Source organism: Candidatus Neptunochlamydia vexilliferae (assembly GCF_015356785.1).
Taxonomy (GTDB): Bacteria; Chlamydiota; Chlamydiia; order Chlamydiales; family Simkaniaceae; genus Neptunichlamydia; species Neptunichlamydia vexilliferae.
Window position 1 is genome coordinate 25,061 of sequence record NZ_JAAEJV010000017.1, and the last position, 14,541, is coordinate 39,601.

The following is a 14,541-nucleotide window of genomic DNA, read 5'->3' on the forward strand; positions in this document are numbered from 1 at the left end:
TGGAGCGGGCTCTTTTATTTAGTAAGATTTTGCGAAGATGACACGCTGAGGACTGGACTTCCCAGTAAAGGGACAAGTGCCTGCTTCTTTTGCCCCATCAAGAGGGATACACCGCACAGTGACACTCAGCTCTTTCTGGAGCTTCTCCTCAACGGCATGATCTCCTGCCCAATGAGCGCTCACAAAACCGGCCTCCTTTTTAAAGAAGGCATAGAAGGCCTCTTCGGTGTCAACTTCCTGGATATGGCTATCGCGGAAGGCTTTAGCCTTTGCGTAGAGGTCATCCTGGATGGCATCAAGCTGGTCGGCGATGGTAGCCAGCAGGGTCTCTTCGGTCTGCTTCTCGAAGTCTTTATGCCCCTTATTCCGCTTGGCGATGGTCAGCTCTCCTTGTTCCAGCTCGCGGAGGCCGATTTCGACCCGGATGGGGACCCCTTTCTTGATCCATGACCACACCTTTTCGCCGCTCCGGAGATCTCGCTCGTCGAGATGGACGGTAAGGGGATCTTCGGCATAGTGGACCTTTTGGAGCTTTTCCTTTAGGGCGCGGCAGTAGGCTAGGATCTTTTCCTTGGCCTCAGGCTTATGAACAAGGGGGAGGATCACCGCTTGGGCTGAGGCTATCCGTGGAGGAAGGACGAGGCCATCATCATCGCCATGCACCATGATCATCCCACCGATGAGGCGAGTGGTCACTCCCCAAGAGGTGGTCCAGGCGTGGGCTTGGTTCCCCTCTCGGTCTTGGAAGGTAATGTCTTGCGCTTTGGAAAAGTTTTGACCGAGGAAGTGGGAGGTCCCTGCTTGAAGGGCCTTCCCATCTTGCATCATCGCTTCAAAGGTATAGGTGGCAACCGCCCCAGGGAAACGTTCACTTTCGGTTTTCTCTCCTTGAATAACAGGAATGGCGAGCTTATTTTCGGCAAAATCGACATAGATCTCGAGCATTTGGCGGGCTTCTGCACGAGCCTCTTCTTCGGTAGCATGAGCGGTATGTCCCTCTTGCCAAAGGAACTCGGTTGTGCGCAAGAAAAGGCGGGTTCGCATTTCCCAACGAACCACATTGGCCCACTGATTCATCAAAAGAGGCAAGTCGCGGTGGGACTCGATCCACTTGGAAAACATCTCTCCAATCATCATCTCTGAAGTGGGGCGCACAACCAGAGGCTCTTCGAGTTCACCGTCAGGGACAAGTTTTCCCTCTTCGCCGGCAACGAGGCGGTGATGGGTGACAACCGCACACTCTTTGGCAAATCCTTCGACATGTTTGGCCTCTTTTTCAAGGTAACTCAATGGGATAAAGAGGGGAAAATAGGCGTTTTGGTGCCCCGTCTCTTTAAATCTCCGATCGAGAATCCGTTGGATATTCTCCCAAAGGGCATATCCCCACGGCTTAATGACCATACACCCTCTAACGGGAGAGTGCTCTGCAAGTTCGGCCACTTTAATGACCTGTTGGTACCACTCGGGATAGTCTTCGCTTCGAGTTGGGGTCACCGCTGTTTTTTTCATTGTGTGAGTTCCTTTTCAAGTTGCTGTTTTAAGAGGGTTCGCACCTCTTCTAAATCATTGGGGGCCCACTCCCTCCCTAGAAGGGAGAAGGTTGTCTGAAGCATCGCCTCCTTCACTTGGGTATCGGGAAGGAGAATCGTGTTTAAAAAATCTTCTTTAGGGAGGGCGATCGCAATGCTCCCCTGGTGGAGATAGCCCTGTTTTTGCTTCCTTTGGGCCGCTCCAGCGATTTTCCGCCCCCCAAGCATCACATCATACTGGGTCGGCTTGGCCATGCAGAAGTTGCGGCAGTGCTCATCAAGGGGTGAGGGCTCCTCGGAAAGGAGGGATAATTCGGGCTCAAATAAAGTCTTTACTCCACATTTAACCCGATGATTGATAAAATCATAGTTGTCTAGAGTGTTTGTAGAAAAGTGTGGAAAATCTGCAGGGACCAAGACTGAAAAGGCTAAGTCGCTGACGTGGAAGATCACCCCCCCTCCGGTGGGCCTGCGGGCCAAGGAGAGGCCCCACTTCTCAGCAGCGGCCAGGTCGAGATATTTGCCAGGGTCAAGGAAATAGCCATGGGTTGCCGCATCCCCTTCCCACTCATATAAGTGGAGAATGGGGGGATCGCTCGGCTTCATCTTTTGAAGGAGCTCGCTGTCGATCGCCATGTTTTCCTTGGCAGACCTCCTCCCTGTATCTAAAACTTTCCACGGTGACATTCCTATACTTATACCAAAATGGGAGATAAAAATTTACAAAAAAAGAGTGGGATAGGCAGAATGAGGATTAGAACCGAGATAGGGATCTAGGAGGGTTTAGCTGGATTTCGATTTTTTTTGAGAAATCGATTCTTGCGACGACCCCATAGCCATAGGCGCTATAGGGGAGGAGCAAGATCGGTTTATCGGGAAAAAGAGAGGTTCAGATAAATGCTAATAGATTTCTACCTCGGTTCAGAAAAAGGGGGAGCTTTTTCGCTACCCCATAATTTAAAAAACCACGAGCTTCATCATGTTTGATAAATTTACAAATCGTGCCAAGCAGGTCATAAAACTCGCTAAAAAAGAGGCGCAACGTCTGAACCACAACTATTTGGGGACTGAGCATATTCTCCTCGGCCTTCTTAAGCTGGGGCAAGGAATTGCGGTCAACGTCCTCCGGAACTTGAGTGTCGATTATGACACCGTTCTTGCCGAGGTCGAGCGTCTTGTTGGGTTTGGTCCTGAGATCCAGGTCTATGGCGATCCGGCACTGACAGGCAAGGTGAAGAAGGTTTTTGAATATGCCAATGAAGAAGCTGCAGCCTTAAACCATAACTACGTGGGAACCGAACATCTCCTTTTAGCTCTTTTAAGACAGACCGATGGAGTGGCAACGCAGATCCTCGAAAACTTAAACATCAATCTTAAAGAGGTGCGGAAAGAGGTTCTTAAAGAACTTGAAACCTTTAACCTCCAACTCCCTCCGATGGGAATGGGGGGAAATCCTTCCACACCGCGGCAAGAAAAGGCGCCTGGAACACCAGGGGGAGCAGAAAAGCTCCCTGCATTGCGCGCTTATGGACATGACCTGACTGAGCTCTGCCGTGAAGGAAAGCTCGACCCCGTCATCGGCCGGAAGCATGAAGTGGAAAGACTCATCTTAATTCTCTGCCGCCGCCGCAAAAACAACCCGGTCCTTATTGGAGAAGCGGGTGTCGGTAAAACGGCGATTGTTGAAGGACTTGCCCAAGCGATTGTTAAAGGAGAGGTCCCTGAACACCTCGCTAAGAAAAAGCTCATCTCGCTCGACCTCACCTTAATGATTGCAGGAACCAAGTACCGTGGTCAGTTCGAAGAGCGGATCAAAGCGGTGATGGATGAGGTGAAGAAGCATGGAAACATCCTCCTCTTTATCGATGAACTTCACACCATCGTGGGTGCGGGTGCTGCCGAAGGGGCGATCGATGCTTCCAACATTTTAAAGCCCGCTCTTTCTCGAGGAGAGATCCAGTGTATCGGGGCAACGACCCTTGATGAGTACCGAAAACATATCGAAAAAGATGCCGCCCTGGAACGCCGTTTCCAAAAGATTAATGTGGCTCCTCCCAGTGTGGAAGAGGCAACTGAAATTATTGGGGGGCTCAAAACAAAATACCAAGAGCACCACAAATGTATTTATACCGATGAGGCGATCCTTAGCGCTGTTTATCTTTCTGACCGTTACATCACCGGCCGTTTCCTCCCCGATAAAGCGATCGATCTGATCGACGAAGCGGGAGCTAAGGCGCGCATTTCGATGCTCCATCAACCGCAAGACATCCATCAGATGGAACAAGAGATCGAAGAGCTCCGCAAAGCAAAAGAGGAGTCGATCGGGAACCAAGAGTATGAAAAGGCGGCCAACCTTCGCGATAAAGAGAAAAACCTCCGCGAAAAATTGGCCCAAGTCCTTGCCGAGTGGGAGAAGAGTAAAGAAGAGCACCAGGTGATGGTCGATGAAGATGATGTTGCCGCCGTTGTCGCAAAGCATACCGGCATCCCGATGTCTCGCCTTACCGAAGGAGAAGCATCGAAGGTGCTGAAGATGAAAGAGATCTTGAAAGATCATATTGTTGGGCAAGATAAGGCGATCGATACCGTTTGCCGCTCGCTCCGCCGCAGTAAAGCTGACATTAAAGATCCAAGCCGACCCATTGGTGCCTTCTTATTCTTAGGGCCAACGGGAGTGGGAAAAACCCTCCTTGCCAAGCAGCTGGCGATCCATATGTTTGGGGGAGAGGATGCCCTGATCCAAGTCGATATGTCGGAGTACATGGAGAAGTTTGCAGTGAGCCGGATGACCGGTTCTCCTCCTGGATATGTGGGACACGAGGAAGGCGGACAGCTGACCGAGCAGGTTCGCAGACGTCCTTACTCTGTCGTCCTCTTTGATGAGATCGAGAAGGCTCACCCCGATGTGATGAACCTCCTCCTTCAAATCTTAGAAGAGGGAAAACTCACCGACTCGATGGGACGGAAAGTCAACTTCCGCAACACCATTATCTTAATGACCTCAAACCTTGGCTCCGACCTGATCCGTCGGACAACGATGGGCTTTGGCGACAAAGATGGTCTCCCCTCTTATGATGAGATGAGAGACAAAATGGATAAAGCGACGAAAAAGCACTTTAAGCCTGAGTTTATCAACCGTCTCGATGACACCGTCATCTTTAAAGCGCTTGATAAGCCTGACCTTGAACACATTATTGAAATTGAACTCAAGAAGCTCAAAACACGTCTTGAAAGGAAGAATATCCTCCTTGAGCTTGAGCCAAGCGCTAAAACGCATCTTGTCGAGAAAGGATTCCAGCCCGAGATGGGAGCCCGAACGCTCCGTCGAACGATCGAGCAACGTCTCGAGGATCCCCTTGCTGAAAAGCTCCTCCTTGAAGGAGATGAGCCGCGCAAAATTCGGGTCGACTTCGTGGAAGACAAGCTCTCCTTTAAAGATGAGCCTCTTCCTAAAAAGAAGAAGCAGAAGAGCGAAAAGGTGACAAGTAAAGCGGATAGTTAAGCGCGGATTGCAGCCGTTTTGCTTTTATGACATCACAAAGAACCGTACGACCATCTGTGAAGATAAAATGTCTTCTTCCAGGAAGCTCATAACCTCAGTTTCGGGTTTAGTTTGCTTAGCTCCAGAGGGAGTTTTGCTTAAATTTTCTTCTTTTTGATCGAAAGTAAGGGTCTAAATGGCCCTTTCCGAGATCAAAAAGGAGAAAAGAAAGCTAAAATCCCCTGAGGCTGAGTGAAATAAACTCGAAACTGAGGTTCATAGGTATGGTAATTATATCCTTTGACATTATGACGAAAAAAGGCGCAGATCCGCTTTGAGGTATTATCAATCGGCGATTCTGACTTAAAGTAGAGAATAAAGTGATAGGTGCCCAAGGGACAATCACTAAGATAAGCGCTGATCCCCGTCATTGTCTGAATAAGGATTTTTTTTTGTTCAGATTCTAAAAGTTTAGTCTCACTTAGCGCCAACTCGCGATTCCCAATCTCTAATATATTCAAGAAGCTCTTTCTTATCGGGCTTAGAGTGGAAAAGTTCGAGGGCCTCATCTTGACTGCTTAGATGGGCCAATTTGGCTAAAAGATGGAGGTGACGTTTGTCACTACAGGCAAAAAGGAAAAAGAGGGTATGGATCGGCTTTTCATCTAAAGCACCCCAGTCGACCGGCTCTTTAGGGAAGACAACCACCACGATATCTTTCGGTCCCTCTAGGATAAAATCGCGGGTATGAGGAACAGCAATTCCATTGCTCAGCCCAGTTGGCATCAGCCGCTCCCGGTCAAGGAGAAGGTCGGAGATCACCAAGGGATCGATTTCTAATTTTTCTGACACGCGAGACATCGTTTCACGGACCAAAGCTTCTTTTTCAGTGGCTTGAATATCGGTTAAGACAGCGCCTTGGTGGATGGCTCGAAAAAGGCTAAACTGTTGCATCCCCTTTTTAGAGTCCTGGCTTTCTTCCTCCACTTCTTTGGCGGGAAAGATTTGCTCCTCTTCCGAAGGGAGAAAATTCCCCGTCTCATTTTGGAGGCGGCAACTCAGCATCCAATCTTGGATCTCCTGTTTGCTAAACCGGTACTGATGGTGAAGGCGGTAAGCTGGAATCTTTCCTTCCGCAAGCCAACGGCGAATGGTTGTTTCCGATACGTTTAGTAATTCTGCAACATCTTTGATCTTCAGGTCCATCTACCAACCTCACGTTATATGGCCAAAACTATATTAATTTTGACTTTCTTGCAACATTCTCAACCGTTCTTTTCTCAAAAAGAAATTTAAGACTTTGAGCCTAAACAAGATTAAAAATGACTAAAGATGACAAGAGATGAAGCTAACAGCCTTCAAAAAGAGCAACCACATCTTCTTTGGTTTTGGCAGTGAGGAGATTTTTCCGCCGCTCCTCATCCTTGATGGCTGCCGTGAGTCGAGAAAGGACCTTGAGATACTCGGTTTGTTCACTAGCGGGCCCTCCGATCATGAAGATCAGGCGGACAGGCGCTCCATCGAGAGCATCCCACTCGATTCCTTCTTTTCCTTTTTGGAGGCCGACCACTAAGAAAAAGCGGTCAAAGTCAGGAAGTTTTGCATGAGGAATAGCTACCCCCATTCCAATTCCAGTCGAAACGATCTTTTCTCTTTTAAGAATCGCATCGAGGAATTCTTCTTTTTCAGGAAGGTGCCCTGCGTCAGCAAGGGAGTCAACAAGCCGCTTAAGCGCTTCATCACGATCTTCGACTTCCAAAAAGGAAATCGCCGCCCGTTGGATAAATTCTGAAAGAGTCACACCCTCTCCTTTCTTAAAGATCTTAAAGTGTTCCAGTATGGCCAAAACCACCCTCTCCCCGCTTCGTCGTCTGAAGCATTGATTCTTCTTTATAACAGGCCCTGTAGACAGGGGCAAAGACAAGTTGCGCAATGCGCATTTTGGGAGTCACCACAAAAGGCTCCTTCCCATGATTCATCAAGATAATGCCCACTTCACCGCGGTAGTCAGAGTCGATCGTTCCTGGGGTGTTGAGGACCGTGATCCCCTGCTTAAGGGCAAGGCCACTGCGGGGGCGCACTTGGATTTCATATCCTTTAGGGATTTCAAAACGGAGTCCTGTTGGAATGAGCTTCCGCTCGCCCGGCTCGATCACCATCTCTTCGGTAATAAAAGCGCGAATATCGGCACCTGCTGCTTCCTCAGATCCGTAGGTTGGGAGCTCTGCCCCCTCTTCTAGTTTTGTGGGGACAATTTCTTCTTTCATGGTTGACTAACTTTGATGGCGTTTTTTTCCCGCTCTTTCGTTGAAAGAGTGATCATATCATCGAGCTTTTCTCGCTCAATTTTCTTTTCAGGGCTAAGGGGGGCCTTTTCATTTCCTGTGAGAAACTCGATAAAGAAAACGATTTTCCCTTTGAGCTCACTTCTCTTCACGATACAATCGATCATCCCCTTTTCTAAAAGGAACTCTGATTTTTGCGCTGTATCGGGAAGTTTTTGACGGATTGTTTGCTCAACAACGCGCGGTCCTGCAAAGCCAATCAAAGCATTCGGCTCTGCAATATTGATATCTCCAAGCGACGCAAAAGAGGCGGTCACCCCTCCCGTAGTTGGGTTAACAAGAACAGAGATAAAGGGGATGCCAGCATTATGGAGTTTTGCAAGAGCGGCAGAAGTTTTCGCCATCTGCATAAGAGAGTAAATCGACTCCTGCATCCGCGCCCCTCCCGATGAAGAGACCAGGACAAGAGGGATCTTTTTCTTTAGTGCATGTTCGATCAAGAGCGTGATCCTTTCACCGACAACAGAGCCCATCGAGCCGCCCATAAAGCCAAAGTCCAAAACACCTAGCGCGGTATCGAAGCCATCCATCGTGCAGGTTCCCGTTAAGATCGCATCGCTTCTCCCCATCTTTTTTTGCGCTTTGGTCAAGCGATCAGAATAAGCTTCTGAATCGACGAAATTCAGGGGATCGGTCGGCTTAACCTCATCAAAAAGTTCTTTAAAGGAGTTGCCATCAGCGAGAAGTTCAACCCGCTGCATAGCAGATAGACGGTAGTGGTGTTCACATTTGGGGCAGCAGTTGTGATTTTCCTGGAGCTCATTTGCATGGATCATCTCCTCACAACTTGTGCATTTGACCCAACCGCTCAGTCCATCCTTTTTGGTGGACTCCACCTTAATTTTCGGCTTATGCCGTGTAAAAAGTCCTAAAAACTTCATAACAACCTTTTGTCATTGCCGTTATACACAAAAATGGTAGCAGACCCTCCGAAAGAACACAACCTCTATTGTGCAAAAATCATAAATGCAACTTTAAACTTTGCTCTGTTATGGGGCCAATCGCACTCACCTTCATCCCTTTAGGGACTTTCCCAAAAACTTCTTGAAAAGCTCTTACCGTTGAGGGGCTGGTGAAAAAAACCTCATCAAAATTTTTTAAATCGGGCTTCACTTCGGGCCACCGAGTCCTTGTATCATAAAGAGGGCAAACCTGGTGGCGGATCCGTCGGATCCTCAGCGTTGCCGCCAAAGCGGGCCTTGCCAAAGCTGACTGAGGAAGAAGGACATAGGCTCTTCCCAGGTCCTCCAAAGCCAATAGATGGATGATCCCCTCCTGAGTTTCCTCTACAGCAACCTCCAGATCTCTTAGCCCTTTTTCCCTAAGAGCCACTGCTGTTTTCCTTCCCACAGCAAAAATCTTTTTTTGACCCAATTTCAGCCCATAGTGACCCATACACTGAAAGAAAACCTCAACCCCTTTCTGGCTTGTAAAGATGAGGTGGGTGTATTCCTCCATATCAGCAAACGCCTTCTTAATCTCAAAGCTCTCAAAATCCCGAGGAACAATCTCTATTAAAGGAAGGTGGGTTCCCTTCTTAGGAGCACTAAGCCCCACATGCAAAACCCGATCCTTTTTTCGGCTGTCGAATTTTTTAAAAAAGGCTTCCATCTCTTTGTCCCCGTTCCGGGCAAGAATCGCCAGCTTTCCCTGCAGGGGCGCTGTCTTTCCTGGAAGGGAAATCCGGTTGCGCTCAATTCCCAAGCGGATCAGAGCTGCTTCAGCAACAACAAGACCATCGATTTCACCCCGATCGAGCATCTCTAACCGCTTATCGACCGGTCCCCGTACTTCGATACACTTCAAATCAGGGCGGAGTCCCTTCACCACCCGATCCCGCCGCTCCGACGATGAGCCAATCACAGCGCCTACCGGGAGCGTTTCTAAACGGTCCCCTTCCCGCATCACCAAGCTATCGCTCGGATCGACCCCTTCCGTCAACGCCACCATCTCGAGTCCCTCTGGCAATGGATCGGGAAGATCCTTTGCCGAGTGGATCCCCACATCGCATCTCCCATCCAACACTCGCTGATCGATCTCCCGGGTGAAGAAATCGGTCTTCTCCATCGGCCCCAAAGAGGATTCCAGGTCCCGATCGCCTACCGTCTCGACCCATTCGCAGAAATGGGGGATCTCCCCCATCACCTCTTTAACCTGCCGTCGCGATAATAGCGACCCACGCGCTCCAATTTTTATGACCATTAGTTGGAAAGCTACCTATAGTTGTACAAAAAAACAAGGCTTTTACATATTACTTTGAAGCTTGGGGTGCTCAGCAAGTTTTTTAACATGCTCCTGCAATTCTGAAATCTTTTTCTTCAGATCTGCAACCTCTTTGTCACTTTTTTGTTGCTGTTTCTTCAAAACAGTCAGCACAACTTGCATCAAAACCTTCTGAAACTGTGGATCTTTAATGACAAAACCCCTTGCCTCCGCCTTTACTTCTTCCAGTAGGATTTCAGCAAAGTCATTTTTGATCTTAGCAAGCGCTTGTCTGACTGCTTGCTCTAATTGAGCCATCTTTTCCCGGTTTTCTAAGATGGCCTCACCATTATGAAAAACTTGATTCGAAGTAATAAGCACGCAGTGAACGGGATCTCGAGGAGCTGCGCGAACCTTCTTATAGTGTTCATCTAGCGCCTTACGGGTACCCATGTAAACAGGTTTTTTAAAGTCTTGAACGGTGGACACTGCCATAATTTTCTCCTGATTGAATATGGTTTCTAAAATAGATGGATGTTAATAAAATTCCCAGATAGTAGGACTGCTCAACACCCTTGTCCTTCGGCTTAAAATCGATGGGGTGATAGCCAGCGATTTCCCTTAAAAGGAGGCGACGAAGGTTGAATAGATCTAAGAGGTAGGGATGGGGAATCAAAAGGCCTTTCATGATACTCAGAGGTTTGGGAATAGAAATTGGATACTTATTCTTCACAAACCGGACCCCCCAAGACTGTGCCTCTTGACTCCAAACAAAGTCCCACTGATCTCCAAGGAGCTGTTTAAGGGGAGCAGCTGTTTGATGATTAGAGTAGGCAAAATAATAATCTGTAAGCTCCCTCTTTTTTTCTTTTATCGCCTTCCGAAATCCATAGATCATCATATTTTGAGCCAGGAAGGCGTTGGAACCGATAAGGGAGAGGGTTCCCTGCCGATTTTTTTTCTTGAGATCTTGATAAAGCTGTGGAATAGAGTGAGCGCCCATTAGTAGGTTTGCCTGGGCGATTCCCACACAAACGCGAAAAAATGCATTCTGAAGAAGACGGAGCCCTTGAGAAGAGGGTTGATGACTTTCGAGCTCTTGTAACGGAATAAGAGGTCCCCCAGCACGATCTTTCATAAATTCATAGAAGTAGTGAAAAGCATGGGCCGATTTCCCATAATCTAAAAGCTTTTCTATGTCGTAGGGGAGGGTAAATTGCGTATCAATTGGCGCAAAATATAGGATGTCTTCAATCCAATCTGGGAGGGGCAACTTTCCATCTTTGGAACCTTCCTTTAAAAAATGTTCTCGCGCTTTATCCAACCGATCGACTTCTGCTAGTGGGTGCATAAGAAATTCAAACATCTTTTTCCGGTCCCATTCCTTAAAAGTCCCACTGGAATAGCTCCATAGATCTCTGTAATGGTCAAAAAAGAGTTTCCCCTCTTCATCCATTTTGCCATTGATAACAAAAGCAACATCATTTTTCCCGGGTTGGAGAAATCGATTTGGTAAATGATCCAGCCCTTTCCTCAACTCATCTTTTTCTATAGAGTAAAACTTAGAAAAAGCGGTGTATGACATAAAACGGTTAAAATAAGGGCTAAAAAGCGGATCCCTTTCCATCCGTCTTCGAACACCACGACAAAACATCCCTGGTTCATCTGAAGCTGCATTGTGAGCCAGCCGGCTAAGAACCGAATCGTAGGAAACCTCCGCTAAGCTAGATAATAGCTCTCTTCTATGGAGCTCCATAAACCGCATCGCTTCAGTCAGTTTTTTATCGATAATCTGTTGGTTCTCTGAAAGAGCCAAAATCCCCTTTTCCATTTTTACCAACTGCCCCATCAAAATTGCATGGCTCTGCCTCACAACTTTCTCGAGCTTTTTGATCGATTTCTGAAGTCGTTTAAACCTGCGACCGGAAAGGTCGATTTGCAGGGCAATGCTAGAAATACTCCCAGCTTTTAAACCTGCTACCAATCCTAGACTCTGAGCAATGCTCCCAATGACCTCCCCCGTTACCCGTTTTTTTTCTTTGGAAAGAGTAGTCTTAAGCAGTTTAACCCCTCCTTTTTTGAGCTCTTTAGCAGAAGAAGAAAGATCAAAACTGCCAGGATCTTTCAAAACCTTATTAAGCTCTTTATTCAATATTTTCATTCCTCCCTTAACAACAGACTTTTTGGCCTGGGACAGGGAGTCTTTTCCCACTTCAATCAACTCTTTCTTAAGGTTTTGTGGATCGAATTTAACCCCAAGGCGTTTACTTTCCTTTACAACGCTTTGAAACTCTTGCTCCGATTCTCTTGCCTGAGTTCTACTCGAACCAAAAGGCTGCTGAGCCCCAAGCTGTGGAGGGGATTGGGGTTGAATGAGCATCACAGATTTTTGATCAGGCGAAATCCCTATTTTCTCCTTTATTGCTTTGGGGAAGCTGAGTTGTTGCTTCAGTCGATCAAACTGAAAGTGGTTAAGCCGGATCATTAAAAGGAGGTGCTTTTGAATGATTTCAGCAAGACCCAAAGGATCCCAAGGACCTTGTTTGACCGCTTTCCCCTCTTTTAAAAGAGAGCTTAGGGGAACTTTATCAAGAAGATCCAACCGAATAGAATGAATTTCATTTTCAATCTGACCAAAGTTATCTAGAGTAACCATTTGAAAAACTTCAAAGCGATTTCTCAAAAACTCATAGGCTTTCCTTTTCCTATGGGCTGTTTTAAGTTCGTTCCAAGGAGCTAGAGAAAGATAAGAGGCTAAATCCTCTCGAACAATCCTCCGAATATTTTTTAACGTACGGTCAATTAAATGTGCTACCATAAAGTCTAAAACGATATCTTCTCCTTGCAAAGGAACCGACATTATTTCCCTCAAAGAGGATGACTGAGCTGATGAAGTCCAGTTATAGGGGATGTTGGGAACAAGATGGTGCACTTTCACAGTCGTATAGTCTGTCACCTTGGAAAGATCACTCATCGGTAAATTTTTATTATATTTATGCTCAAGCCTAAATAGTAGGTGAGCCTCACTGACTTTTTGCGACATTGTTGATCCTTTTTTGTTGTACATAAGCCTTCAAGGGAACAAACTTTTTCTTGCAGTGTGGGCAGCCCACATCTGAAAGGCATTTCTTTGTCAGACCGTCGACAAGCCTCTGCAAACGATCCCTTTTTGCTTTCCATGAACTTAAAAAACCTTCTAATTGAGGGATAAGTTTCTGAACCTCTTTGGAACCGCTGCTATTTAACTCCTCTATTAAGATTTTTAGCTCTTGATTGTTTTTTTTCTTCTTCTCGATAAGGTGATGTAAGTCTAAACAAACCTTCTTGTTCACCCTTCTCTTTTGCTTAAAAAGCTTGCCTCCCTCCTCGATAGACAAAGTGAGGTTTGCCATCGCTTTTGATAATTTTGTACCTACCTTTCCAAGAGAAGAAGAGGATTTTTCGATTACCCTTAGGTCTCCTTTTACCGTCTGATACCATTTTTCCCACTGGGCAAGCTGCTGCTTCGCTTGATCCAACTGTTTTGCTAAATTTTCAATATTTTCTTTAAAAAGTTCCTGAGTTCTATACCTTTTCATTGCATCAAACCCCACTCCTAGCCCAACGATCACCAAAATGTCGAATATTTTAACCTTCTTTTTAAGGCGTAAAACCTTATGAGCTAAGCGATAAGTAGCCATAAAAAGAGTGGCAAGGGTAATCATTGGAAAAGGATTTGGCAGCAACTTAAAAATAGAGCCCAAAGCAAACCGGATAGAGCTTTTTGCATAATCAACAGGGTTGAAAGTTAACCCCCTCACTATTTGTGGCCCTACGCTTATCATAGATTATTGATCCACTCTAATTTATCAGAAAGATCATCGATTTTTATATCTCCATTCTGCATGTTCTCTAGCATCTTTGAAATCTTTGTGATTCCTGAAATAGTCTCTTGGTAGTCTTCCCTGACTTTCTCTATTTTTTTTGCCAACTCCTGTTGATGAGATGTATTTTCTTTCTTCACTTCCTCTAAAAGTTTGAAGAGATGGTCCCTCTTATTCTCTTCTTCTTTAAACATAATCTCTAATTGCTTCTTAAAGCCCTTAAAAAGACTCGATACCTTCTCTGCTTTTTGAATATCCAAGTGCATTTGATCGGTCTTCTTAATGAGCGCTTCAACATGACTGTTTACATCTTTCTTAAGCTTACTTATTTTGCCTGTAAGGAGAGCATAAGAGCCTGTCATAGTATTCACACCATCACTTAAGGAATCCACCTTTTGTTCCATACGTAACCCAGAAATAAAGTTAGCAGCTTGCATGGCACAAATCATCCCAACCCCTCCTAAAATCCATGCCCCCTTACTTTTTGGAACATATTCCCAAGCTTTTGATAGTGCCAAGGAAATCATTCCTTTTTCAGCGGGATACCCGCACTGAGAAACTACAATATTTCTGTGTATTTCTAAAATACCAGTTAGCGAAGACATAAATTCCTCCTTTCAGCGGTTAATCTGAAAAAAAAATCTACTACGACAACTATTTTTTTTGCAAGTTTTTTCTCAAAAACAAACTATTAAATGAAAACATTTCTTTATGTGAAATTTTATACCCAAGCTCTTTAAAGCAGGTGAAGATGTTATGGTTGCAGAAATGAATGAGTTATTCTTGCCCAGCTCCTTAAGAGAGATTTTAGAAAATAATCTTAAGAGAGTAGTCAAGGCCTATTAAAAACTATTTTCGGCATGGTTCAAAATAGGGTAACAATTTTTGGTCTTATGAAAGATGCGTCGGGGGCAAGCCCCCTGCTGCCCCCTTGAGCTTCAATCTGGCAAGCCAAATCGACCCTCCTCGGGGGGCCGTGCAAAGCACTGTTCCACCCCTCGTGCGGGGCGATTTTGCAGAGCCATTTTGAAGCCGCGGACAGCTCACCGCATGGCTTTTCTTCGCCTTCGGCTCCGAAGCCATGTCAGTTCGCTGGAAAGGTTCTTTCCTAGAAAACCTTG

Annotated in this window: 12 protein-coding genes; 1 reads left to right on the forward strand and 11 read right to left on the reverse strand. The window is 46.2% G+C overall.

Features of this window, described 5'->3' with window-relative positions:
• Positions 1-18: 18 nt before the first annotated feature.
• Positions 19-1,509, reverse strand: coding sequence for a proline--tRNA ligase (proS, locus tag NEPTK9_RS04440; protein WP_194847626.1), 1,491 nt, complete (start codon positions 1,507-1,509; stop codon positions 19-21).
• Entirely contained in the window at positions 1,506-2,216 is a 711-nt protein-coding gene (locus tag NEPTK9_RS04445) for a lipoyl protein ligase domain-containing protein (RefSeq protein ID WP_194847627.1), read from the reverse strand. The genes proS and NEPTK9_RS04445 overlap by 4 nt, the downstream gene beginning before the upstream one ends.
• Before the next feature lie 292 nt (positions 2,217-2,508).
• Between NEPTK9_RS04445 and NEPTK9_RS04450 the strand changes: the two genes are divergently transcribed.
• The gene (locus tag NEPTK9_RS04450; protein ID WP_194847628.1) at positions 2,509-5,031 is read left to right on the forward strand and encodes an ATP-dependent Clp protease ATP-binding subunit; all 2,523 of its coding nucleotides are present in this window, start codon (positions 2,509-2,511) and stop codon (positions 5,029-5,031) included.
• Between the two features lie 456 nt (positions 5,032-5,487).
• Here the strand turns inward: NEPTK9_RS04450 and NEPTK9_RS04455 are convergent, their stop codons facing one another.
• From NEPTK9_RS04455 to NEPTK9_RS04495, 9 genes are all read right to left on the reverse strand, one after another.
• Positions 5,488-6,216, reverse strand: coding sequence for a PTS sugar transporter subunit IIA (locus NEPTK9_RS04455; RefSeq protein WP_194847629.1), 729 nt, complete (start codon positions 6,214-6,216; stop codon positions 5,488-5,490).
• Between the two features lie 142 nt (positions 6,217-6,358).
• A complete protein-coding gene (locus tag NEPTK9_RS04460) occupies positions 6,359-6,811 on the reverse strand; it encodes a PTS sugar transporter subunit IIA (protein WP_194847630.1) in 453 nt (150 codons plus the stop codon).
• A 22-nt stretch (positions 6,812-6,833) separates the two neighbouring features.
• The gene (gene dut / locus NEPTK9_RS04465; RefSeq protein ID WP_194847631.1) at positions 6,834-7,277 is read right to left on the reverse strand and encodes a dUTP diphosphatase; all 444 of its coding nucleotides are present in this window, start codon (positions 7,275-7,277) and stop codon (positions 6,834-6,836) included.
• Positions 7,274-8,236, reverse strand: coding sequence for an acetyl-CoA carboxylase, carboxyltransferase subunit beta (accD, locus tag NEPTK9_RS04470; protein WP_194847632.1), 963 nt, complete (start codon positions 8,234-8,236; stop codon positions 7,274-7,276). The genes dut and accD overlap by 4 nt, the downstream gene beginning before the upstream one ends.
• 79 nt (positions 8,237-8,315) lie before the next feature.
• Positions 8,316-9,557, reverse strand: coding sequence for a hydroxymethylbilane synthase (gene hemC / locus NEPTK9_RS04475; protein ID WP_194847633.1), 1,242 nt, complete (start codon positions 9,555-9,557; stop codon positions 8,316-8,318).
• 42 nt (positions 9,558-9,599) lie between these two features.
• Positions 9,600-10,052, reverse strand: a complete 453-nt coding sequence (locus NEPTK9_RS04480; RefSeq protein ID WP_194847634.1) for a hypothetical protein — start codon at positions 10,050-10,052, stop codon at positions 9,600-9,602.
• Positions 10,024-12,600, reverse strand: a complete 2,577-nt coding sequence (locus NEPTK9_RS04485; RefSeq protein WP_194847635.1) for a hypothetical protein — start codon at positions 12,598-12,600, stop codon at positions 10,024-10,026. Before NEPTK9_RS04485 ends, NEPTK9_RS04480 begins: the two co-directional genes overlap by 29 nt.
• Positions 12,581-13,135 carry a hypothetical protein gene (locus tag NEPTK9_RS04490; protein ID WP_194847636.1) on the reverse strand — a complete coding sequence of 185 codons (555 nt, stop codon included), beginning with the start codon at positions 13,133-13,135 and terminating at the stop codon, positions 12,581-12,583. The genes NEPTK9_RS04485 and NEPTK9_RS04490 overlap by 20 nt, the downstream gene beginning before the upstream one ends.
• Positions 13,136-13,377: 242 nt before the next feature.
• A complete protein-coding gene (locus NEPTK9_RS04495) occupies positions 13,378-14,025 on the reverse strand; it encodes a hypothetical protein (protein ID WP_194847637.1) in 648 nt (215 codons plus the stop codon).
• Positions 14,026-14,541 lie beyond the last annotated feature (516 nt).